Raw genomic sequence first — 22598 nt, 5'->3', positions numbered from 1 at the left:
CCATCGCCTCAAGGTGTGGAGACACACCCCAAAATAATCCGCCGCTTCTCTCGGTTTTACATATCTAGCCATACCAAGCAGCCATACTGAACATATTGTACATTATTTTCAGTATAGTCCAGCGTATCATTGACTAGAGTCATGCTCTCCCAGGGGGAGAGGGGCTGGGGGTGAGAGCTAAGCGGCGCTCTCCAGGCTCACCTGAAACACCTCGCTAAAGGCCTTCTCGACCTTGTAGCCGGAGTCGATGGTTTCCAGCGGATCCTTGCGCAGGCGGTGGCGCAAACACAAGCTGATGACCCGGCGAATATCGGCAACGGTGACCTCGCTGCGTCCCTCCAGAGCTGCCAACGCCTTGGCTGCCCGGTTGGTGACGATATCGCCCCGCAGCCCATCCACCTCCAGCGCCGCACACACGCCGGAGATCTTCAGGCGCAACTCAGGATCCACCATCACAGTCGGCAAGAGGTGCTGGGCCTTTTCAATGCGCTCCCGCAGGCGCTGCTGGGCCTCGGCGTATTTGGCCAGAAAAGCCTGGGGGTCGGCGTCGAACTGGCTGCGCTCCTCCACGATCTGCACTCGCAGGGCCGGATCCCGCACCGTCTCGATGCGGACAAACATGCCGAAGCGATCCAAGAGTTGGGGCCGCAATTCTCCCTCTTCAGGGTTGCCGGATCCCACCAGGACAAAGCGGGCCGGGTGGCGAATGGAAATCCCTTCCCGCTCCACCGTGTTCCAGCCAGAGGCCGCCGCATCCAGCAAGACATCCACCAGGTGGTCGTCCAGGAGGTTGACCTCGTCCACGTAGAGGATGCCGCGGTTGGCCTTGGCCAAGAGCCCCGGCTCAAAAGCCTTCACCCCCTGAGACAAGGCGCGCTCGATGTCGAGAGTGCCGCAGACCCGGTCTTCCGTGGCTCCCAGGGGCAGATCCACCATCGGCACCTGGATCCAGGTGGTTTCCAGGGTTTCCCCCGCCTGCAGGCGCTCCCACACCTGGTCGCTCATCAGATCCCGCTGCCGCGGGTGGCTGTTGAACGGATCCCCCTTGACAACCTCGATCTGGGGCAGCAGATCGGCCAAGGCGCGGATGGTGGTGGACTTGCCCGTGCCGCGATCCCCCATGATCAGCACCCCGCCGATGCGGGGATCGATGACGTTGAGGAGCAGGGCCAACTTCATCTCCTCCTGGCCGACAATGGCGGTAAACGGGAAAACCGGGCGACGTTCCAAGTTCATAGAGGCAACAACGAGCATCTACCCCCATTATCCCAGAGGCCACTCCCCCTGGGCCGTCGAGATGGGCAGGAAAGAGATGGAAAGGCCGCACCAGGAACCTCAAGGCCGCTTTTCGGTCAAATAAAAAGCAGGCTCTGGGATCCCTGGCCTTTTGCCGGGAAAAACAGATAGCATCAGAGCCTATACCCGGAGTGGGTTGAAGCTGGGTAAAGGCGAGAGCTACACCAAAGTAGGGAGGATCCCAAAAGCGCCAGCAACCCTGTTGAAGACCAGTTATCGGGTGGGGAGATAGCAGCGGTGTCAGGTCAAGCAAGTCGGAGACGGTGGACAGCATTCTCCATGCCCAACTTGGCCCAAAAAGGGCTGGTGGGCCTGATCTGGGCCTGTACTTGGATCCCTGTCTTGGGCATTTCCCTTGCCGTAGCCCAAACCCCGGCCACCTCTCTGGTTTTGACCGATGAACAGGTCGCCAAGTACGCCCGCATCGTCCTGGAGATGGAGCCCCACCGACAACAGGCCCAGCAGCGCTCCCAGGCCACCGCGGATCCGGCCAGCAAAGATCAAATCCGGCGGGAGTTCATTCGCACCGCCACCGAGATCATCACCCGCCACGGCATGACCGTGCCCGAATACAACCGCATTACCTTGTGGATTCGCTCCGAAGAAGGCAAAACCCTCCGACATCGCATCGAAGCCGAAATCCTGCGCCTGCAAAGCGGGGATCCCAGCGTGAGCCCTAGCCCCAAACCCTAACCCCCCTTGGATCCCCTGCAGCGCTTTGGCCTGGATGTGACGGAGGACGGAAGATAGCGGTAGGCTGGAAGCGGAGGTCAGTGCTCGTCCGTAGAGAGCGGGGGGAGAGCGATGAACGAGCCTATGTCGCCGTCAGTACGGGTGGCTGTCGAGCGCATGAAGTCTCGCTTGCGCCTGACGCGCCGCTTCGGGTTCTGGTTTCAGGCGGTTCTGGGGGCAACAGCTCTGCTGCTCTGGCTGGGATTTTTGGTTGGCCAGAATACCCTCTATCGCGACGACTCGACGGGGGCCTTTATCGCCTTCTGGTTTACCCTGTTTACCCTTCTAACCCTGGCAGCCGGTCTCTTCTTTAACTGGCGCTACCTGCTCCAGGCGGAGCGCCGCTCAGTATCCGCCGCTACCCCAAGCCAGTTGGATCTGCCCAAGCAGTTGCAATGGGTTACCTATGTCAGCCTGACCGGCGCTTTCTTGGCCCTCATCGCTATGGAGGCGCAGGTGGGAGAGCTGCTGGTGCGGCTGTTTACCCGCACGCTGAGCACCCAGACGGCAGGAGTGCTGCTGCTGGCTGCCAATATCAACGTTACCTTTGCCCACTTCGTCTGCTTGGCAGGGGTGCTCTGGATTACCGGCGCCCTCGACCGCGAGCCCTGAACCCCAGCCAGCCAGTCTCAGCTTTGCAAGGCAGAGAATCAGGCCTGCGGCGCAGCGGCCTGCCCCAAACCTGCCCCAACTAAAACTACCCCCCCGCCAGAACAAGAGGGGTAAGCAAAAGCAGTCCCAAAGTCCGTAGTTGCCAATCGCAGATTCCGAGGGCTTCACTTAAAGCCCACCGCCGCCTGCCAAACAAAAGCCAGCAGGAAAAACAAAACGGGGATAATCGGCAAAATGTCGATCAGGGGATCGAACAACTCATAGCCTTCTGGCAAAGCCGCCAGGAGCATCATCGCAGGCATGACAACAAACCTCGACAAGAAGGAAGTGGAGCTGGAGAAACTGCTCTTTTTCAGGATTGATAGAGAGTTTAACATTGCCGGGCGGAGATTCCCGCTAAGGTCAAGAAATGTAAACGGAAAATGCCTCAGAGAACCCCCATATTGGAGAGGCCCAAGATCACCCCCACGCCCAGCAGATGGCCGAAGCTGGCGACCCCCAGCACTTCCGGCCAGGTCATCCCCAACACAGGCCCGGTTTCTGAAGCCACACCCGAAGAGGACTTGAAGCTTAGGTAGGCCAGCCCTGTGCAGAGCAGGATAATCACCGCGCTCAGGGGAGACCAAGGGCTGGTTTGGGCAGTCATAGCCAACGGCGCAACAATGGGCAGCATGGTTTTCCTCCTCAGCTCAGGTTAACCGCCCCCTAGATTACCCCCATTCCGCAACTCCCAAAGGGATCCCCACATGAATTGCAACAGAGGCCGCAACAAAACCTCACACTGTGGCTTCTTCTGGCCTCATGGCCGATCTACCCCTCGCCGGGAACGGTCGAGACGGGCTGGAGTTGGCAAGAAAAATCCGGCCTGGGCCAACGAGGGGAGCAGCTCTCTGCCGTATACTAACGAAAGTTAACAAATTGTTCTCTTCCCCCGCTTTTGAGGTGATGACCTGGCTTTGTTGCCTTAATCCATCCTCACCGTCTGCGCTGTGCACACCCAAGGATGGCTGCCGATGACTGCTGCTGCGACTCCGCAACCGGATCCCAAGCCTTTTGCGTTACCCCGTGAGCTGTTGGGGCCGCCGCCAGAATTTTGGAATCCCACCCTGCTGATGTTTTTGGCGGCGGTGGCGCTTTCGGCCTCTTGCTTTGGCGGGTACGCCTTTTGGCATTGGCCCCGCTGGCTGGTGTTTTGGCTGAATTTTGTCGCCCTGTATGTTCTGGGCACAGTGATCCACGATGCCTCGCACGGCTCGGCCCACCGCAACCGCTTTTTAAACGAGGCGCTGGGCCATGGCTCTGCCCTGTTACAGGGCTTTGTCTATCCGGTCTTTAAGCGGGTGCACATGCAACACCATGCCCACGTCAACCATCCCGAAGACGATCCCGATCACTATGTGTCTACGGGCGGGCCGCTGTGGCTAATTGCGCCGCGCTTTTTCTACCATGAGGTGTTTTTCTTCAAGCGGCAGCTCTGGCGCAAAGGTCGCTGGGATCTGCTGCAATGGGGGCTGAGTCGGCTGGTGGTGATCCTAACGTTTGCGCTGGCCATTCACTTTGGCTACACCGACTACATCATGAACTATTGGCTGCCCCCCGCCTTTATTATGGGCTTCTTGTTGGGCCTGTTTTTCGACTATCTGCCCCATCGCCCTTTTCAATCCCAAGAGCGGTGGTACAACGCCAGGGTTTACCCTGGCTGGCTGACCAATATTCTGCTGCTGGGGCAAAACTATCACTTGATCCACCATCTCTGGCCCTCGGTTCCCTGGTACAAGTATCAGGCGGCCTACTGGGCGGCCAAACCTGAGCTGGACGCGCGTAACTGCCAGCAAACGCTGGGGATCTGGGAGAGAGGGGAGTTTTGGAGCTTTTTGTACGACGCGCTGATTGGCCTGCACTGGCACAAGCCCAACGGGCCAACCCGTTCCGCTGCGCCAGCCGATCCAGAATCTGCGGGATCCGCTGCGGATCTGAGGCTTAGTTAACATGGTCTTGCCGACGCTGCGGATCCCTCAGTTGCTGCTGTTTGTGGAGGCGGCCAGCTTGCTGCAGGACACCAGCCAGGTTCTCTTACAGGCCGGTCAGGCGACGGCGGATTTGCCAGAGGTGATTGCGGAAGCGCAAGCGCGGGCGGAAGCCCAATTGCAAACCCTTGGGATCCCGGCAGAGTTGCGGGCGCAGGCCCGAGGGATCCTGAGGCTGACTTCGCCGCCGCAGGTGCTGGCCTACCTGCAGGATTTGTTGGACAGGGGATCCGGCCCCGATTTGGAAGCCTTTTTGGAGCAGGCGGGATCCGGCTCTACCCTGTTGCGCTTTCCGCCCCTGTTGGTGGGGGCTGTGGCTTTGCAGGTGTTGCTGGAGCGGCTGGATTTTTCTCCGCAAGAGAAAGCTGTGTTGCAAGCCCAACGGGATCAATGGGAACAGGCCCTGGCAGAATTGGCCGCTCGCCACAAGGTTTCCCCAGAGCCGCTGCGGGCTGCTGCGGAGACAGCGCTGCGGGCTGCCTCAGCAGAAGAGCTGCTGCAACTGGGGCAGGATCTCTTTCAAGATCTCCAGGATCTCGCCGGGGCCGATTCTGAGCCGGAAGCCGAGTCTCAGGTGGAGCTGGCGGGGCCTCTGGTGTTCCTGATGGTGGCCGATCACCTGTTGGCCCAGACAGAGCATCCCCTCACCCCGGAGCAGCGGCTGGACTTACAAATCAACCGCGCCGAGGCAGAAAGCCGCCTTTTGGCCATGCAAAAGCTGGGCCGTCTTGAAAACTTGGCGGAGCAGCGGGCTTACATTCGCTCCTGGATTAACCAAACTTCTGTACCGGATTTGCTGCGGGCCTTGGATCGCTTTTTTGCGGCGTCTGAACCCAACGCGTGAGGCCTGCAGATCACCAGAGGTTCCGTATCCTCTATGCTGGAGGCAAAGGGATCCCACTTGAGGTGTGAAAGTGGACTGGGGCAGCCTGTTCTGGATTTTCCTGATCTTCAGCTCTTTGCAACCTCTGCTGAACCGTCGTGCCCAAGAGTTCCGGCGCTTGATGGCCATTCGGGAGTTGGAGCAAAAGCGGGGCAGCCGGGTGATTCTGCTCATTCACCGCCAGGAGTCGATTAGTTTTTTGGGGATCTCGGTTTCCCGCTACATCAGCATCGAGGACTCGGAGCAGGTTTTGCGGGCGATCCGCCTCACCCCGCCCAACACCCCCATTGATTTGATTCTGCACACCTCTGGCGGCCTGGTGCTGGCCACCGAGCAAATTGCCCGCGCCCTGATCCGGCACCCGGCCAAGGTGACGGTGTTTGTGCCCCACTACGCCATGTCGGGGGGGACGATGCTGGCCTTGGCCGCCGATGAAATTGTCATGGATGCCAATGCGGTGCTGGGGCCGGTGGATCCCCAGTTGGGCGGCTATGCTGCGGCCAGTATTCTGCAGGTGGTGGCGGAAAAGCCCATTGCCGAGATCGACGACCAGACTCTGATCCTGGCAGATCTGGCCCGCAAGGCGATGCACCAGGTGCAGAACTTTGTGCGGGAGCTGCTCAAGGACGATGTGCCCAAGCGCAAAATTGCCCCCGAACGCATCGAGCCCCTCATCCAGGCCCTGACCAGCGGGCGGGTGACCCACGACTACCCGATTACGGCTGAAGAAGCGCGGGAGCTGGGCCTGCCCATCTCCACCGAGTTGCCGCCCCAGATCTACGCCCTGATGGACTTGTACCCCCAGGCCAGCATGGGCCGTCCTTCCGTGCAGTACATTCCCACCCCCTACGATTCCCGCCCCTCTCCACCCGGCGGCGGGTCTCGCTAGGGCGAACTCTGGGCGTAGGTGTCTATGGCTTCTCGACGCAACCCTTCCGCCCGCCGAAACAGCTCTTGCCCAGTGTGCAGGTGGCGATCGTCAAAGTTCAGCGGGAAATAGCTCAGCTCCTCCAGGGCATCTTCCAAGTGGTTGAGGGCATAGTAGAGGCGAGAAGCCACCCCCCCTAGGCTGCTGGGATTGGGAAGGCGGCGAAAGATCTGCTGAGCTTGGGCCAGTTTCTGCGTACACTCCTCCAGATACAGGCCAAAGGCCTCCAGCAAATCGGGATCAAAAGGATCTGCCGCTAAGGCATTTAACTGCGGCTTGAGAGAAGACAGTAAAGGCCCCAAAACTCGGTTCAGAGGAGTGTAGACCTGCCGAATCCAGGCTTCGCGGGCAATAGCCTCCTGGCTGACCGTCTCCGAGGGGGAGCCCGTCGGCTGAGGGTGGCGCGAGGCCCAGCTAGCGCGCAGTTGTCGGTCGTACTCGCGGCGGGCTTGCGGATCCTTGAGCACCGCGTAGGCGGCGTTGATCTGGCGAATGCGTTCAGCAGCAGCCCCGTCTTTTTTGGCCAGCAGGCTGTCGGGATGGTGGTACTTGACCAAACGGCGATAGGCAGACTTGATCTCCGCTGCCGTCGCCAGCACCGAAACCCCCAACACTTCGTAGTGGGAAACTGCTTCAGACCCGCTCCCCATCATTTCGTTCTCAGGACAAACGCTCATATTGTACCTGGAGCCTACAATAAGGGTGAGTTTTCCGGTGCTGCCCCATGCCGTCCTCCCCCCATCCCCTCAGCGCCCTCTTGGGGGCTGCCTTTGCTGCCAGTTTGGGCTATGGGTTCCTACAATTGCTGCTCTCGATGCTGGCCAAGTTGCCGCCCATCGACCTGGAAAGCGGATCCCTGGCGCGGGGGATCAGCATTCTGGTGCGCTACCTGCTGGTGGGATCCGTTTCCCTGATCGCCTTCATGTTTTTCATGGTGGGCTTGGGGCTGGCGGCCTACTCGGTGCAGTTGCTGGGGGAAAGGCTGACCTCCTCCCGACGCTAGCTCTAGAAGAGCTGTGAGCCTGCTGGCCAACAGATCGCGCCGGAGGCTACCCTCCAGCCTCTCGCTCAGGTTGGACACTAGTTTGACCAAAACCTTGGCGGCGCAGGCCCCGCGCCCTCTTTCATCCCTCCGTATACGGGGGGGAAAGAAGGAGGCGTGCGGTGGCAATCTCACCGGTACGTCTGCGTAGCTTGCGATGAGCAAGAAAGAATTCCCGCCCCTTGGGGCTGGGGAGAACGTCAATCATTTGACAGGTGCGGTTGCAGGCGCTGGCTGACCAAGGTGCGCCCCTCTTGGGTGTAGAGCTGCCAGTAGTTCCAGTAGTTGCCAAAGACAGACTTGACATAGCCACGGGTTTCGGCGAAGGGGATCTGCTCCACAAATTCATCGGGATCCTCAAAGCCGAAGCGGCTCAGCCACCTGGCCACGTTGCCGGGGCCGCCGTTGTAGCTGGCCAGGGCCAGGAGGGTGTTGTCTTGGTAGGTGCGGTGGGTGTAGTCGAAGTACCAGGATCCCAGGTGAAGATTGTCGGCGGGGTTGGTGAGGCTGTACTGGGCTAGGCCGATTTTTTGGGCAATCCAGCGGCCGGTGGCAGGCATCACCTGCATCAGGCCCAGCGCTCCCGAGGCCGAGACGATCTCTGGCTCAAAGCGGGATTCCTGGCGGATCAGGGCCGCCACCATCAAGGGATTGAGGTTAAATTGCCGCGACCAGCGGGCCAGGCCGGGCTGGGCGTAGGGATCCCTTTCCCAGGTGTTTTCTGGGCTGGCGTAGTAGTGCAGCGGGTAGATGGCCTGCCAGAAATCCTGGCGCTGTCTCAGGGTCGGCAGCAGCGGGTCGGGCTCGGCGCTAAAGCGCAGGGCAGCCACCTGGTTGATGCCCCGCAGGTGCTCGCCGGCGTTGTTGCGCAAAATGCCGCTGGCAAAGCGCTCGGCCACGCTCATCTGGCCGGGATCCCGTTGCAGCAGAGCCATTTCCCCCTGCCAGCGCTCCCAGGCCAGTTGGCCAGCGCCAATGAGATGCAGGGTCTGGGTAGCCTCGGAAACGGCGGGCAAAGGTTGGCGAACGGGCTGAAAATCCACCTCAACCCTTTGGCGGCCGCTGGAGAAATCTCCTACTGGCCAGCCCAGTTGCGCCGCCGCCCGCCAGGCGTAGTAGGTGTGGGGAAACTGCCGCAGCACCTGCTGATAGGTTTGCCGCGCCGCAGCCACCTCCCCCAGCCGTTCCCGCCATTTGCCGGCCCAGTAGAGCAGTTGCGCCCCCATTTCCGTATCCCGCTGGGCCAAGCCAATCTGCTGGGCTAGAGCAATGGCTTGGCTGAGATTGCCCGTTTGCGCCTGGCGCCAAGCCACCGTCCAGGCGGCGGTGGCCGCGGCTTCGCTGACTGGGAAGCGCTCCCAAAGGGTCTGCCGCACCGCCTGGGCCGATTGCGGGCTGCCGTTGCGGTCATACAGTTGGCTGAGGCTGAGCAACGCTTCTGGAGCTTCTCTATCCGAGCCGGATCCCACCTGGCGAAGCAGCTCGATTGCCGTCGGCAGGTCGCTCAGCTCGGCCAGGCGGCGCCGGGTGAGGGAGGCTTCGGCGGCGTCGGGAAATTGAGCCAGCAGCGCTTGGTAAGCCGCTCTCGCCTGGGGCAACTCCCGCGAGATCTGGTGGCTGCGCCCCTGGCGGTAGAGATTGCGAGAGGTGGTGGGGGCACGCCCGTAGGCGCGGGCGGCTTTGCCGTACTCCCGCTGCTCCCAATAGGCATCGGCCAGGATCTGCCAATCGGAGGCCGTGAGGGATCCCTCTTGGGCTTGCCGCCAGCGATCCAGCAGCGGCGTTAACCCAGGGGTTTGCGGGTGGTGCAAGGCCAGATCCCGCAGCAGGTCATACCGGTCAGGATCCAGCTCCAGCAGGTGCTTGAGGGCGCGGGCCGTCAGGGGGTGGGTGGGAAATTGCCGCCGCAACTGATCCACCTGGCCCATTCCCCAGAGGGCGTAGGCGGCCACCGGGCTGTGGGGATACTCCTGCAAGATCTTGGGCCACCAGATCTGGCGGGCTGTTTCTCGATCCCCCAGCTTTTCATAAGCCTGAGCCCTGAGCTTCCAGATCTCGTCGGTGAGAACTGGCAGCTTTTCTTCCAAGCCCTGCAGGTGCTCCAGGGCCGCTTGCGCTTGGCCGGCCTGCAGGGCTTTGTAGGCGCGCAAAAAGGCGGCGCCAGAAGTCGAGCTCAGGGGTGCTGGAGGCGCCGCCGCCATCTCGACAGGTTCTGCCCAGGAGGAGGCGTAAAAGCCCCACAGGACGCCGCCCAGTACTCCGCCTGCTGCTAAGGTCGCGGCAAGCCATCGCCTCCAGAGTTGCCGGTGGCTTGTTCTGCTCTGCATGCTTCCCTTCCCCAGCGTCCTTGACTAGGATACCCAATGGGGAGGCGCTGAGCCAGGACAAGTAACCTCAACGAGGAGGAGGCCAGTTGGCAATGGGAACCGGCTCGATAAGCTCCGCCAAGGGAAACCCTAGGATCTGGGCGTAGAAATAAAGCTCTGCCTCCAGGGCCCGTTTGAGGTTGGCTGCCTGGCGAAAGCCGTGCTGCTCACCGGCAAAAGGGACATAGGCCACCGGGATCCCCTTGGCCTGCAGGGCAGCCACCATCCTCTCTGCTTGGTTGGGAGGGACGATGGCGTCCTCCAGGCCTTGAAAGAAGATAACGGGGCAGTTGAGACCCTCCAGGTGGTGGATGGGAGAGCGCTCCCGGTAGAGATCCCGCCGCTCCGGGTAGGGGCCAATTAAGCTGTCCAAGTAGTGGGACTCAAACTTGTGGGTCTCCTGGGCTAGGGCCTCTAGATCGCTCACCCCGTAGTAGCTGGCGCCGGCCTTGAAGACGGTGTGAAACGTCAGGGCCGCCAGGGTGGTGTAGCCGCCGGCGCTGCCGCCGCGAATGAGCAGCCGCTCCCCGTCCACCTTGCCCTGGGCTGCCAAGAATTGGGCCCCAGCGATGCAATCTTCCACGTCCACAAGGCCCCAGCGGCCCTTGAGGGCCTCCCGGTAGGCCCGCCCATAGCCGCTGCTGCCGCGGTAGTTGACATCCAAAACGGCAATCCCGCGGCTGGTCCAGTATTGGATCCCCAGGTCGAGCACGGCTGCCGTCGCCCCTGTGGGCCCACCGTGGCTTTTCACGAGCAGGGGCGGTTTTTCGCCGGCAGGGGCCACGAAGTCGCGGTTTTTGGGGGGATAGAAGAAACCGTAGGCCACTGCCCCGCCTGAGGTGGGAAAGGCGATGGGTTCGGGGATCGACAAGTACTCCGGCTCTACCGCCACGCTGCTAGAACGGGCCACCACCTCCACTTGGCCAGAAGGTAAGTCCAGACAGACCAAGGCCATGGCTTCACTGGGGGATGCGGCCAGAAAGGCGGCTTTTTCGCCGCTGACCTGCAGACTGTGGAGCTCGGTGTAGGGCAGGGGGAGCTCCTGCCGCCGTCCTGAACGCGGATCCAAAAGCGCCAGGTGGCAGAGCCCCTCTTGTCGATAGATGGCCAGGATTTGCCTATCCCCACAAAAGCCGTAGGTGCTCAGGCCAAACACCCACTGGGGTTCTGCAAACTCCGCTTCCATAGGGCAGAGGGGGAGGGGGCCCTGGGGATCCCAGCGATAGAGGTTCCACCAGCCGCTGCAATCGGAAACAAAGTAGAGATCCCCCTCCGGTGACCACTGGGGCTGGAAGATCGACTCGGCAGGGCCACCGGCCAGCTTTTGAGGTTCTCCCAAGCTGCCGTCAGGGTTCACCTCAGACCGCCACAGCTCTGTGCCGTCCCAGGGCATTTGGGGGTGATCCCAGCTCAGCCAGACCAGCGTGCGGCCATCGGGGCTCAGCCGCGGGCTGGCATAGAAGTCGTGGCCCCTGGCCAGAACCTGCTGGGATCCGCTTTCTAGATCGATGGCGACCAGCGTATTTTCCGGCTCTCTCTGACGGCTGTGATCCTCGCGCACGCAGAGGATGCGTCGGAATGCCCTGTCCACCACCCCGTCGGCATAGCGGTAGGGGCCTGGCTCGGTGAGGGGCTGGGGATCCGAACCCGGCAACAGGCGGTAGAGCCGTTGATCGGCAAAGTTGCAGAAATACACCACCCCCTCAGAGACCCAGTAGGCCCCGCCGCCGTACTCGTGCACGCGGGTGCGCACGTTAAAAGGGGCCGGCGTCAGCTCCTGCACCGCCCCACCGGCAGCTTGCCGCCTCAGCACGTTGCGCCCCTTTTCCTGGGGGCGACCCTCCGTCCAGTAGAGATCCCCCTTGTCCCAAGCCGGTTGCCCTAGCCGTAGGGATCCCGTCACGACCAGATCCGCGGTAATTGGGGATCGCCAAGATCCATAGCCAGCCTGCTGCACCATTCCCCTATCCTCGCCAGCGACATGCCAGACCAGGACTCCCATTATGGCGGATATGGCGGAGACAAACTTTGGCTACTCCCTCGAGGAGAAATCTGCCAGGATCGAGCAGGAGAAAACCCAGTCGACTCCCTCATCCCTGCCTCCGTGGCTGCTCCCATTCACGTCACCGCCGAGTCCTGGCTGCACACCTACAGCGAAATTATCGATGTGCGCTCTCCGGCAGAGTTCGCAGAGGATCATTGGCCGGGGGCCATCAACTTGCCCGTGCTCGACGATGCAGAACGGGCAGAGGTGGGCACCCTCTACAGGCAAGTGGATCCCTTTACAGCCCGCAAGCGGGGGGCCAGCCTGGTGGCCCAGAACATCGCCCGCCATTTGCAGACCCACTTTGCCGACAAGGGCCGGGACTACCACCCCCTCATCTACTGTTGGCGGGGCGGGCAGCGCTCGGCCAGTCTGGCGCTGGTGTTGTCCCAGGTGGGCTGGCAGGTAACCGTCTTGCAAGGGGGGTACAAAACCTACCGCGCCTGGGTGCGCCGACAACTGCAGACTTTGCCCCAGGAGTTTACCTACCGCGTCCTCTGCGGGCCAACGGGGAGCGGCAAAACCCAGTTGCTGCGCCATCTGCAGCAGCGGGGAGCCCAAGTCCTCGATCTGGAAAAGCTGGCCTGCCACCGCGGATCGGTGCTGGGGGCCGAGTGGGGAACCTCGCAGCCCACTCAGAAGAGCTTTGAAAGTCAACTGGTGCAGGCCTTTCTCCAGTGGGATCCCGCCAAGCCGGTCTGGGTGGAGTCGGAAAGTGCCAAAGTGGGCCAGCTTCATTTGCCCCCTGCTCTTTGGCAGGCCATCACCCAAGCCGACTGCGTAGAGGTGCAGTTGCCTCTAGAAGAACGGGTGAAGGGGTTGATCGCCCACTATCCCCACTGGATAGCCCACCCCCAGGCGCTAAAGGAAAAATTGCTGTCTTTGAAGTCCCGCTACGGCCAGGCCTGTTTGCAGCGCTGGTTTGAGCTCATCGACGCCCAAGACTGGCCGCAATTTGTGCGGGAGCTACTGCAGCAGCACTACGATCCCACCTATCGCCACGGCCTGCAGCAACACTTTAACCGTATCCGCGCTCGCCTTGAGCTGCCTGACCTCTCCGAGAGCAGCCTACAGGAGGCCGCTGTCCGACTCAGGGGGATGTCGTTTTGACCTGCGCCAGCCCTCGCCGGGCAAGCGCGACCAAGTCTGGCGGCGGAAATGTCAAGCAAAGTCCTGTTTGCCCCTCTCAGAGGGGAACTAGGGACTTCGAGGCTGACTGCTGCAGCTCCGACAGCAACGAGGCGGGGTGCTCCTTGTAGGGCCAGGCAAAAGCGTGACGAAAAGCCGCCTCCTGACAGCGCTTGAGCTGGTCGAAATCGATAATGTCGTGCGTGAGCAAGTTTTCGTACTCAAACGGCAGGCGCACGTTGTGCAGGCCGGCGTTGTCGGTGCAGATGGCGATATCTACCCCCGCGTCAAAGCAGCGGTCGAAGACGATTTTGAGGGGCTCCAAGCTGGGCAGCGTCCCCGTCTTCAGGTAAGTGGTGGGACAGACCTCCAGGCATTGGCCGCGCCGCGCCAGCTCTGGCAGCAGCTCTGGGTAGTGGAGAGGGATCTGGATCCCGTGGCCAATCCGCGAGACATAGGGCAGCAGCTCTGGGTAACAGCCATCCAAAGTCTCATAGAGATGGGCAGTGGTTTTGAGGCCACGGGCCAGGGCATATTTGAACAGCTCAATCCACTCGTCCATGCGTTCGCCGTAGGCCTTATCTCCCCCCGCCAGGTCGATGGCAGACACGTATTCGGACTCGGCGGCGGCCTCCACCATGGCGCGGTTGATATGGCTGGGCAGGCGGGAGTGCAAACACACAATCTGGGTGGTGACGATGGGATATTCCCGCTGCTGGCTGGCTTGCCCTACCGTTTCGATAACTTGGCGCATCTGCTTGAGGCGATCCGCCTCGTCCAAGCTGGGATCTGTGCGCAGATAGGGGGTGTAGCGAATCTCTAGATAGGCCAAATCCTCAAAAACATAGGCCCCCCGCAGCAGACGGTAGATGAAATAAGGTAAGCTTTCCAGGGTTTGCACCTGTTCCACTAGCGTGTGCAGCTCCAAGTAATCTTCAAGGGTGTTGCGCGGGCGGGTGTAGAACTCCTCAAACTCGGCGTAGTCAGGAAAGCGTGCTGCCAGAGGGGATCCCTGGCGATGCAGGTAGCGCCACAAAATCCTAGGAACGACCGAACCGCCTAGGTGGCGGTGTAACTCCGCATGCAGTGCCATACTTCAAAGCTTCCCCCAGAGGCTCCCCTCACCGCCCGCCAAGGGCGGACCTGGCTTGGTTGTTAAGTACTATTTCTACTGTTATCCAACAGCGGCAGTCCTGTCCAGGCGCAATTGCGCAGGGTCGGCTAGCCGGGGGCCAGGTGATGAGGTTTCTAATAGCCAGGTTTGATGACCAGGTCAATGCTTGAGTCCTGGTCGAGCCCGGCCAGGGATCCCGGCAAACTAGGTAAAGAGCCTTAAGATAGTTCTGGAGGTTTGCTGAGCAGAGATACTCAGGAGCGATTCTGGTAAAAGGCTGTTGGCTGTAGCCGACGGCAATCCCCCTGGAAGGGTGTGGTATGAACTTAGCGTAACGAGGTTATCTTCATGGCGCTGCCCAGCTTGCACGAGTTTCCCTGGCTGACCACGGTCATCGTCTATCCGGTGGTGGCCGCCCTCTTCATCCCCTTGATCCCGGCGCCCGCTGGGGATCCCACTACCCGCGTCTACGCGCAAAAGTTGGCAGAACGGGTTCGCTGGTTTGCCCTCTTCATCGCGGTTACCGACCTGCTCATTTTGCTGGCTGGCTTCTATGTCGGCTATGACCCCAGCCAGACAAGCTTACAACTGCTGGAGCGCTACACCTGGGTGCCGCAGGTGGGGCTGAGCTGGTCGGTGGGGGCCGATGGCCTTTCCATGCCGCTGATCCTGCTCACGGCTTTTGTGACCACGCTTGCCATCTTGGCCGCCTGGCCGGTCACCCTCAAGCCGCGCCTGTTTTATTTTCTGATGTTGGCCATGTACGGCGGGCAGATCGGGGTGTTCGCCGTGCAGGACATGTTGCTCTTCTTCCTGATGTGGGAGCTGGAGCTGATCCCGGTGTATTTGCTCCTCTCCATTTGGGGGGGGTACAACCGCCTCTATGCGGCCACCAAGTTCATTCTCTACACCGCCCTCAGCTCCCTGTTTATCCTGGTGGCGGGCCTGGCCATGGCCTTCTACGGGGATCCCATCAGCTTTGACATGACGGATCTGGCCCACAAGGCCTATCCGCTGAGCTTCCAATTGCTGCTGTATGGGGCCTTCCTCATCGCCTACGGGGTGAAGCTGCCCGTCTTCCCTTTGCACACCTGGCTGCCCGATGCCCACGGCGAAGCCACGGCGCCGGTTCACATGTTGCTGGCCGGGATCTTGCTTAAGATGGGGGGCTATGCCCTGATGCGCATGAATGTGGGCATGCTGCCGGATGCCCACCTCTACTTTGCGCCGGTGCTGATCGTGTTGGGGGTGGTGAACATCATCTTTGCCGCCCTCACCTCCTTTGCCCAGCGCAACCTCAAGCGCAAGATCGCCTACTCTTCCATCAGCCACATGGGCTTTGTCCTCATCGGGATCGGATCCCTGACCGAAATCGGCATGAGCGGCGCCATGCTGCAGATGATCTCCCACGGGCTGATCGGGGCCAGCCTGTTCTTCTTGGTGGGGGCCACCTACGACCGCACCCACACGCTGGAGCTGGAGGAAATGGGCGGCGTCGGCCTGAAGATGCCCAAGATTTTCTCCATGTTCACCGCTTGCTCGCTGGCCTCTCTGGCTCTGCCGGGGATGAGCGGCTTTGTGGCGGAGCTGATGGTGTTCATCGGCATGGCCACCACCGATGCCTACTCCCTCCCCTTCCGGCTGGTGGTGGTCTTTCTGGCGGCGGTTGGGGTGATCCTGACTCCTATCTACCTGCTGTCGATGTTGCGGCAGATCTTCTTTGGCCCGGAAAACAAAGAGCTGACCGAACACGAGGAACTGGTGGATGCCGAGCCGCGGGAGGTGTTCATCATCGCCTGCCTGCTGATCCCCATCATCGGCATTGGGCTCTATCCCAAGCTGGTCACTAGCCTCTACGACCAGTCCACCAATGCCCTGGTGGCGCTGCTGCGCCAAGAACTCTCCTCTATTGGAGCGACGGTTGCCCAAGCTCCTGCTCTCTACAGCGCCGACTGAAATGGAGGCGAGGGAGGCTGGGGCAGCTTGTCAGCAAGGCGTGCCACTGGTCCAGCCGGTCTCGGCTTTTTTCTCACTGGGCACCGGAAGGGCTGGGGTTAGGTGAGTGCCCCGCCTGTGTATCTCCGCTGTGCTTGCCGCTCTCGTCAGCTCGAACCCGCATCCAACCAAACAACGTTTCGACCGTCAGTTGGATCCCTTGGGCAAACGCGGGAACGGGGATCAGCTCTTGCGGATCCTCATGCACGGTTGGCTGCTGTCCGGCAGGGTAGGCGAAAACGAGCCTTTCTTCGGGAGCTACGATCCACCCCATCTGGCAGCCGTGGGCCAAGCCGATCAAAATTTTCTTGACCAGCTTCATTTGATTTTGATCGGGAGAGAGAATCTCGATCATCCAATCTGGGCAAAAGGGAATGAGATTTTGAATGGTGCCATCTTCATCCACAGGGATCCGATCCCAGGCGATCACAGAAATATCGGGCACAATCGCATAGCCGGCAAAAGTGCAGCGCAACTCTGGAAATGCCCACCCGAGGCGTTTGGGTTTGAGGTTTGCGTTGATAAAAGAAGTTAGCTCCCCCTGGAGTAGGCTGTGCTTTCCCTGTGGCATGGGCTTCTGGATGATCTCTCCCTCGATGAATTCACTGGCGGGTTGAGCTTCTGGCTGCTGCAGAAACTCTTCCAGGGTTAGGGGCTTGGCAGACAGACGAACCATGATTTCCTCCTCTCAAGTTGGTCTCTGACACAAAAAGGATTGAGGTTCAATCAGAACAGGTCCCTGTCGGGCTGTCGCCAAGCGGCTTGGCGGTCATAAGGGCTTTTGCCAGAAAATAACCCCATCAGCGGCCCCAAGATGGCCCCAAACACAAAGCCGCCCGCGTGGGCCCAGTAGGCGATCCCTCCCCCCTGCATGCCGATGTTGGTGGGCGTCTGCAGGCTGGCGATGCCGTAAAACGCCTGCTGTACAAACCAAAAACCCAAAAACACCCAGGCGGGAACGTAGACGGTTGTGATAAAAATGCCCAGGGGTACCAAAGTCAGGATCTCAGCTCGCGGGAAACGCAAGATATAAGCTCCCAACACCCCGGCAATGGCCCCACTTGCCCCCAGCGAAGGAATGGTGGATTCCATATCGAAAAACCACTGGGTTAGGGCGGCCAAGGCTCCACAAGTCAGGTAAAAAATGAGGTAGCGCACATGCCCCAAGCGATCCTCAACATTGTTGCCGAAAACCCACAAAAAGAGCATGTTGCCGCCAAGATGCAAAAAGCCCCCGTGCAAAAATTGCGAGGTAAATAGCGTTACCCATTCGGGGCGCAGCGAAGAGGTGGCCTCCCCCCGAAAGCTGGCCGTCAGTTCCGCTGGCACCACTGCCCACTCTCGGAAGAAAGCCGCCAGCTCTTGCGGTGATAGGGTAAGCTCATACACAAAAACCAGGATGTTGATAAGCACCAAAGCATAGGTAACGTAGGCAGTGCGGGTGGTTGGGTTGCGATCTTGCAGGGGTACCACAGTCGGGATCCGGTTAACATCACCCTCTAGCCTACCCTGCTGCGCCTTCTCAGGCCCAACTTGGGGCTACACTAGGGTAGTTTGTCGGTGGGATCCCTAAACTGCAAAGGGGTTTTGGCCGTCCCCCCGCAGCCGACGCTGGATTTGGAGGAGTGGATCGATGTTTGAGGTCGAGAGCCGAACTGCCCCGCTCAAGTTCTTGATTGTCGAGGATCATCCCGAGGTCGCCCAAAACAATTGCGAATGGCTGCAACGGCTTGCAGCCGATGCTCAGTGCATCACAGTCTCCAACCCGATGGACGCCATCCTGCGCCTGCAGCGGGAACAGCCGGACTTGGTAGTAGCCGACTTGCTCTACGGCCAAACCAGCGGCGAACAGTCTGCCGAGCCGGGCCTAGAGTTCTTGCGCCATATTTTCGAGAACTACCCCACCCTGAACGTGATGGTTTATTCCAGCGAGCCGCTGCTGCTAACTCCCCTGGTGGGCCTAATCAGCAAGCACCAGGGCGGATTTGCCGCCGTCAACAAAATGGAGCGGCGCAGTGTCTTCTTGGAAGGAGCCAAAAGTGCCCTCAATGGGGAATTGCGCATGCCGCGAGAGTTGCGCGGCTTAACAAAGCTGACGGAGCGGGAAATCGAGGTCTTGAACCTGCTCTGCAAAGAGGCCCTCACCGACCAGGCCATCGCCGACCGCATTCACACGAGCAAAAAAACCGTACAAAACTGTATTCAAAGGCTCAAAGAGAAACTGGATATCTTTGGCTCTGAAGATGAGATCAACGCTCGCGTTGCCATGTGTATGGCAGCCGTTCAGAAAAAGCTTATCCAGTGGTAGTTCATTTAACCTCGCGTAAGAGTAGACAGAGAGGGTAGAATATCTTCTCGAAAGGGAACCTCGTTTTGATTTACCCTCTCCAGCTCAGCCAACATGAGAGGGTTGACGCGATTCAGATAGGGGATTAGCACCTGCTTTAGCCTGGGGCGGTAGAAACGGTGGTAGCTATACACAGGAGTGGCTGGAAATCCCCGCCGAATCTTGTGGGATCCTCCAGCTCCGGGATCAAAGTTGCGGATCCCTTCGCGGATGGCTAGGGCAATCGGCTCGTAGTAGCACACATTAAAGTGCAAGAACTTCACCTCTTCTCGGCAGCCCCAGTAGCGCCCAAAGAGGCGATCCCCTTTGCGGACGCAAAAAGACATCCCCACAATTTCTGTATTTCGTTCCCCGGCCACCAGCACCAGCCGCTGCCGGTAGTTGGGATAGAGAGATTCGAAAAAGCGGCGGTTGAGATATTTGCTCCAGTTCCAAAATTGGGCGCAGGTGTTGCTGTAAAAGTCGTACATGAGAGAGAGAAGGCGCGGCGTGATCTCCTCTCCGGTGTAGATCTTGAGTTCTATGCCGCTTTTTTCCATGGCGGCCCGCTCTCGCTTGATGTTGCGCCGCTGGTTGGCGTTGAACTGGCTCAAAAAGTCTTCGTAAGAGCGATAGCCGGGATTGTGCCACTGGTAGTTGTGGGTAATTCGGGGAGTCAATCCATCGGCCTCCAGTTGGGCCCGCCAGTCTAAGTCCACATAGAGCAGGCTGAACAGCGAAATATCATTGTCCTGGCAGAAGCGATCGATAGCAGCCAGCATCGACGGCCACACCTCTGCTTCCGAGTAGTCGGGATGGACGAGAATGCGATAGCCGGTGGCCGGCGTAAAAGGGGCCATGCCGATCAGCTTGGGGTAGTAGCGTTCTCCCAGTTGGTTGGCAACCGCAGCCCACTCTTGGTCGAAGACAAATTCGCCCTGGCTATGGCTTTTCAAATACAAGGGGGCAGCGGCGATGAGTTGCCCATCCGACTCCACCAACAGGTGACAGGGCAACCACCCCGTGTTGCGGCTGGCACAGCCGGAGGCTTCTAGGCTGTGCAGCCACTCGTACTCCAAAAAAGGAGAGGTGCGCTCTGTCTGCAGCGCTTGCCAGGCAGATGCTGGGATCCCGCGAATATCGTGGCACCAGCGCAATTTCAAACCGGTTGACATTTGCCTGTCCGGATAGACCAACTTGCCCTGCCGCGGCTGGGAGGGGATCCCCCCTCTAAGCTCAACCTAGGATGGAATCCCTGCGCCTCAAGGGTCCCATAGACGAAAGCCAGGCAACTGCTCTTTGCCCAGCCCAAAGCTTTCCCAGCGCTAGACCGTGCTTTTGTTAAGTTATTTTATTCGGGATCCCTGGGCTCGTAGTAGCGGTTGGCCAGCTCGAGAGCCATCTGAAACTTCTGCTCACGGGTGAGGTCGGCTCGCCGGGCGATCTGGGCAAAGCGGTTGACGTCTGGGGGCAAGAAGTCGAAAGGACGCTGTTCCCGCACAATATCCACGACCAAATCGCAAAGGGCCTGCTGGTAATCGTTGTAAAAAATTTCTCCCAAAGCCTTGAGGCGGCCATCGGGCACCGGATTGTTAAAGTCAATGGCCTGTAGCTCCCCTTGTTCGTCGATAAACAGCTCCACCGAGTTCATTTCATAGCCCAACGCCCGATTGATGATCCGGCAGGTGTCGATAACTTTTTTGCCCATCTCCGGCGTGAGAAACTCTGGATCGAACAGATATTCGCTGGCATCGAACTTGCGAAAGATGTATTTAATTGGGATGATCTTTCGGCCAATACAGAGAGCGCGAATCTGCCAGGGATAAGGACTTTTAACCTTCTCCTGGAGCATCATCACCTGGGATCCGGAGCGGTCGTAAAAGTAGAGAAGCTGCTCCATGTTGTAGGCGATTTCGACTCCGATGGCCTCCCGTCCCTCTGCCGGCTTGATCACGATTGGCCAGCCGAGATCTTCTGCCATCCCCTGCCAATCGAAGAACTTGTGATACTTAAAATCTTCGGCTTTCAAAGCTGGGGCCTCCTTGGGGGGCAGAATGTAAGTCTTGGGGATGGAGATCCCCAGCTCTTTGACCACCATGTAGGCGGCATCTTTGTTGCGCAGGTAGTAGTAAAAGCTGAAGGGGTTGTTGATGATGTACACCCCCCTGAAGGCAAAGCCCATGAACAGGCCGATGGCCTGGGGGTAAAGGTAGCTGAAGCGGTCTAGGATGAGGCGGTACTTGGTGCGGTAATCCAGGTTCACCTCGTGAATGGTGACATGTTCCGCCCGGATCTTGTAGGCTTGGCCGTTGCGGGCTTGAATGGGGGGAAGGGCGTTGAGACGGGCCAGGGTGTCGTCCCCAAAAGGCTCGCTGAAGTGCAGGCTGCCAACCCAGTAGTCTTCGATCATCCAGGCTCTCTCATCAAAAGCTCTCTGACTCCTCTGCAAGGGATCCTAGGCGAAGGCGCGGATTTGCGCTTGCCAGGTGGGCCAGTCGTGATCCCCTTCCCATACCTCCAGGTGATGGGGGATGTCGTTGCGGCGGAGGACTTCTGCCAGGCGCAGATTGTCGTTGAGGCAGTGGTCGCGGTGGGCGGTGAGCAGTTTTAGCTCGGTGTTGCGCCCGCCCAGCTGATCCCAGAGTTGTCGGCTCATGTTGGACAGGTAGGCCAAGGGGTTGATGAAATACAGCTCCTGTTCCGCCTGTTGGGGATCCCAGCCGGTGACGGAGCCGAGGGCCGCCACATCGTAGGGCCCCCCCAGCGCCAGACAACGGCGCACCAGGCCAGGGTGCCGGCAGGTGAGGTTGACGGCGTGGGTGGCCCCCAGAGAGAAGCCTGCCACCACCAGAAAGTCATTTTGCGCTTCTGCTTTGGCGTAGGGGATCAGCTCTTCTACCCAGTGTTGCTCCAACAACAGCCAGCGATCCCGCCGCTGGGGCACGTCCAGCTCGCAGTTGAACAAGGTCTCCCAATCGAGGGTTTCCACGCAAAAGGCCTGCAAATAGCCCTGCTCCAAGTGATGGCCGAGGCTGGCGATAATGCCGCGATCTTCCAGATCGAAAAAACGCCCATTGCTGGTGGGCAGGCAGATGAGCGGGTAGCCGCGATGCCCAAAGTGGAGCATCTCCATTTCTCGGCCCAGAACCCGGGAGGCAAAGCGCAGATAACGGCGAGGGTAGGACATCGGATCCCTGGACAATCACTGAACCTCAGCCGGCTTTTGCAGCCGCCGTTGAGACGGGTGGCAACGCGAGCGCCAGAACGGCTGACAACTCCCCCGTGGCCTGCGTCTTTCAAGCGATCCCAAGAAATTTTAGGAGATTTCGGAGAACAAATCCTTGAGGGCAGTGCGGGCGGCCAAGTGCTTGCGGGTGGACTCGAGGATCTCGGCTTCCCGCCGCAGGCGATTTTCGGTGCTGACCATTTCCAGCAGCGCTTGCTGCTCCCGGGGAGCCCCGTGAAAGTGGCTGGCAACCCAGTAGGATAACTCTATCGGGGTAGTGGGCAGTCGCTCCGGCAGCTCCGTCTCCCGCTCCATTAGCTTGCCGGAGAGGCGCACCACATCCTGAAGTAGGGTGGAAACCTGCTGCACCAAGCCCTGCAAATCCGCAGTGGTCGGCTCATCCTCAATCCACTCCACCAGCCCCACCCGGAAGGGCTTTTCCCGCACGTAGTTCAACACCCGGAAGCGCTGCTGCCCCAAGGTCAAAATGTCCATGCGGTCATCCGGCAACCGCTGTACCTGCAACACCTCGGCACAACAGCCCACCCGCACCGGGGATCCCGTCTGGGGATCGAACATCAGCACCCCGAAACGGCGATCCGTCTCCAGGATGGTGTTGATCATCATGCGATAGCGGTACTCGAAAATGTGCAGCGGCAGGGGGCGGCCCGGAAACAACACCACCTCTGGCAGGGGAAACAGGGGTAGCTCACGTACGTCCACAGAAGAGGAAGGCATAAGGCTTTGCTTTTTGCGCTACTGAGTCTAGTTTAGCGATCTCGACGGAGCATGACTCTAGTCAATGATATGCTGGACTATACTGAAAATAATGCCCAGTATGTTCAGTATGGCTGCTTGGTATGGCTAGGTATGTAAAAC

General features: G+C 59.8%; 22 protein-coding genes and 1 pseudogene. 9 read left to right on the top strand and 14 right to left on the bottom strand.

The window, feature by feature from the left end; translation table 11 throughout:
• Both ACVW0R_RS11890 and bchI read right to left on the bottom strand, forming a co-directional pair.
• Window positions 1-72: pseudogene (locus tag ACVW0R_RS11890) on the bottom strand (IS607 family transposase); the annotation flags it as partial.
• A 105-nt stretch (window positions 73-177) separates the two neighbouring features.
• Complete coding sequence (gene bchI, locus ACVW0R_RS11885; protein WP_011430756.1) at window positions 178-1236, bottom strand: magnesium chelatase ATPase subunit I; 1059 nt, start codon at window positions 1234-1236, stop codon at window positions 178-180.
• Window positions 1237-1575: 339 nt separating this feature from the next.
• Between bchI and ACVW0R_RS11880 the strand changes: the two genes are divergently transcribed.
• Both ACVW0R_RS11880 and ACVW0R_RS11875 read left to right on the top strand, forming a co-directional pair.
• Window positions 1576-1989 (top strand): DUF4168 domain-containing protein, encoded by a 414-nt coding sequence (locus ACVW0R_RS11880; RefSeq protein WP_011430755.1) that lies wholly within the window; start codon window positions 1576-1578, stop codon window positions 1987-1989.
• Between the two features lie 111 nt (window positions 1990-2100).
• The gene (locus ACVW0R_RS11875; RefSeq protein WP_099813050.1) at window positions 2101-2640 is read left to right on the top strand and encodes a DUF3611 family protein; all 540 of its coding nucleotides are present in this window, start codon (window positions 2101-2103) and stop codon (window positions 2638-2640) included.
• A 164-nt stretch (window positions 2641-2804) separates the two neighbouring features.
• Here ACVW0R_RS11875 and ACVW0R_RS11870 read toward each other — a convergent pair whose 3' ends face one another.
• Together ACVW0R_RS11870 and psaK are read right to left on the bottom strand one after the other, a co-directional pair.
• Window positions 2805-2942, bottom strand: coding sequence for a photosystem II reaction center protein K (locus ACVW0R_RS11870; RefSeq protein WP_011430753.1), 138 nt, complete (start codon window positions 2940-2942; stop codon window positions 2805-2807).
• A gap of 125 nt (window positions 2943-3067) precedes the next feature.
• Window positions 3068-3313: a photosystem I reaction center subunit PsaK gene (gene psaK, locus ACVW0R_RS11865; protein ID WP_011430752.1), complete on the bottom strand. Its 246-nt coding sequence runs from the start codon at window positions 3311-3313 to the stop codon at window positions 3068-3070.
• A 340-nt stretch (window positions 3314-3653) separates the two neighbouring features.
• Between psaK and ACVW0R_RS11860 the strand changes: the two genes are divergently transcribed.
• From ACVW0R_RS11860 to ACVW0R_RS11850, 3 genes are all read left to right on the top strand, one after another.
• Window positions 3654-4628, top strand: a complete 975-nt coding sequence (locus ACVW0R_RS11860) for a fatty acid desaturase (RefSeq protein WP_011430751.1) — start codon at window positions 3654-3656, stop codon at window positions 4626-4628.
• A gap of 1 nt (window position 4629) precedes the next feature.
• On the top strand, window positions 4630-5511 hold the full coding sequence (locus tag ACVW0R_RS11855; protein ID WP_099813051.1) for a hypothetical protein: 882 nt from the start codon (window positions 4630-4632) through the stop codon (window positions 5509-5511).
• 70 nt (window positions 5512-5581) lie between these two features.
• Complete coding sequence (locus ACVW0R_RS11850) at window positions 5582-6439, top strand: SDH family Clp fold serine proteinase (protein WP_457502102.1); 858 nt, start codon at window positions 5582-5584, stop codon at window positions 6437-6439.
• Here ACVW0R_RS11850 and ACVW0R_RS11845 read toward each other — a convergent pair.
• Window positions 6436-7155: a J domain-containing protein gene (locus ACVW0R_RS11845; protein ID WP_240527848.1), complete on the bottom strand. Its 720-nt coding sequence runs from the start codon at window positions 7153-7155 to the stop codon at window positions 6436-6438. The two genes, ACVW0R_RS11850 and ACVW0R_RS11845, sit on opposite strands and share 4 nt — an antisense overlap.
• Window positions 7156-7202: 47 nt before the next feature.
• Between ACVW0R_RS11845 and ACVW0R_RS11840 the strand changes: the two genes are divergently transcribed.
• Window positions 7203-7481 carry a DUF3082 domain-containing protein gene (locus ACVW0R_RS11840; RefSeq protein ID WP_011430747.1) on the top strand — a complete coding sequence of 93 codons (279 nt, stop codon included), beginning with the start codon at window positions 7203-7205 and terminating at the stop codon, window positions 7479-7481.
• A 239-nt stretch (window positions 7482-7720) separates the two neighbouring features.
• Here ACVW0R_RS11840 and ACVW0R_RS11835 read toward each other — a convergent pair whose 3' ends face one another.
• Together ACVW0R_RS11835 and ACVW0R_RS11830 are read right to left on the bottom strand one after the other, a co-directional pair.
• Entirely contained in the window at window positions 7721-9847 is a 2127-nt protein-coding gene (locus ACVW0R_RS11835) for a transglycosylase SLT domain-containing protein (protein ID WP_414402997.1), read from the bottom strand.
• 67 nt (window positions 9848-9914) lie between these two features.
• A complete protein-coding gene (locus ACVW0R_RS11830) occupies window positions 9915-11846 on the bottom strand; it encodes a S9 family peptidase (protein WP_457502101.1) in 1932 nt (643 codons plus the stop codon).
• Window positions 11847-11990: 144 nt separating this feature from the next.
• On the opposite strand from ACVW0R_RS11830, the gene mnmH reads away from it, so the two are divergent.
• Window positions 11991-13040 carry a tRNA 2-selenouridine(34) synthase MnmH gene (gene mnmH / locus ACVW0R_RS11825; RefSeq protein WP_457502100.1) on the top strand — a complete coding sequence of 350 codons (1050 nt, stop codon included), beginning with the start codon at window positions 11991-11993 and terminating at the stop codon, window positions 13038-13040.
• A 76-nt stretch (window positions 13041-13116) separates the two neighbouring features.
• Here mnmH and ACVW0R_RS11820 read toward each other — a convergent pair whose 3' ends face one another.
• Entirely contained in the window at window positions 13117-14151 is a 1035-nt protein-coding gene (locus ACVW0R_RS11820) for an amidohydrolase family protein (protein ID WP_011430736.1), read from the bottom strand.
• Window positions 14152-14520: 369 nt separating this feature from the next.
• Here ACVW0R_RS11820 and ACVW0R_RS11815 point away from each other — a divergent pair, with 369 nt between their 5' ends.
• Entirely contained in the window at window positions 14521-16128 is a 1608-nt protein-coding gene (locus ACVW0R_RS11815) for an NAD(P)H-quinone oxidoreductase subunit 4 (protein WP_011430735.1), read from the top strand.
• Window positions 16129-16201: 73 nt separating this feature from the next.
• On the opposite strand, the gene ACVW0R_RS11810 is transcribed toward ACVW0R_RS11815, so the two are convergent.
• The gene (locus ACVW0R_RS11810; protein WP_099813059.1) at window positions 16202-16843 is read right to left on the bottom strand and encodes a Uma2 family endonuclease; all 642 of its coding nucleotides are present in this window, start codon (window positions 16841-16843) and stop codon (window positions 16202-16204) included.
• A gap of 50 nt (window positions 16844-16893) precedes the next feature.
• A complete protein-coding gene (locus ACVW0R_RS11805; protein WP_011430733.1) occupies window positions 16894-17640 on the bottom strand; it encodes a rhomboid family intramembrane serine protease in 747 nt (248 codons plus the stop codon).
• A 160-nt stretch (window positions 17641-17800) separates the two neighbouring features.
• Between ACVW0R_RS11805 and ACVW0R_RS11800 the strand changes: the two genes are divergently transcribed.
• Window positions 17801-18475, top strand: a complete 675-nt coding sequence (locus ACVW0R_RS11800; protein ID WP_011430732.1) for a response regulator transcription factor — start codon at window positions 17801-17803, stop codon at window positions 18473-18475.
• Window positions 18476-18480: 5 nt separating this feature from the next.
• On the opposite strand, the gene ACVW0R_RS11795 is transcribed toward ACVW0R_RS11800, so the two are convergent.
• The 4 genes from ACVW0R_RS11795 to ACVW0R_RS11780 form a co-directional block, all read right to left on the bottom strand.
• Window positions 18481-19668, bottom strand: a complete 1188-nt coding sequence (locus ACVW0R_RS11795) for a GNAT family N-acetyltransferase (protein ID WP_011430731.1) — start codon at window positions 19666-19668, stop codon at window positions 18481-18483.
• Between the two features lie 176 nt (window positions 19669-19844).
• The gene (locus tag ACVW0R_RS11790; protein ID WP_011430730.1) at window positions 19845-20903 is read right to left on the bottom strand and encodes an ATP-grasp domain-containing protein; all 1059 of its coding nucleotides are present in this window, start codon (window positions 20901-20903) and stop codon (window positions 19845-19847) included.
• 45 nt (window positions 20904-20948) lie between these two features.
• The gene (locus ACVW0R_RS11785; RefSeq protein WP_099813060.1) at window positions 20949-21680 is read right to left on the bottom strand and encodes an alpha/beta hydrolase-fold protein; all 732 of its coding nucleotides are present in this window, start codon (window positions 21678-21680) and stop codon (window positions 20949-20951) included.
• Window positions 21681-21809: 129 nt separating this feature from the next.
• Window positions 21810-22457 (bottom strand): LON peptidase substrate-binding domain-containing protein, encoded by a 648-nt coding sequence (locus ACVW0R_RS11780; protein WP_011430728.1) that lies wholly within the window; start codon window positions 22455-22457, stop codon window positions 21810-21812.
• Between the last annotated feature and the right edge of the window lie 141 nt (window positions 22458-22598).

The sequence above is a fragment of the Thermostichus sp. MS-CIW-15 genome (genome assembly GCF_054060575.1).
This window is presented reverse-complemented; position numbering and strand designations above follow the sequence as displayed.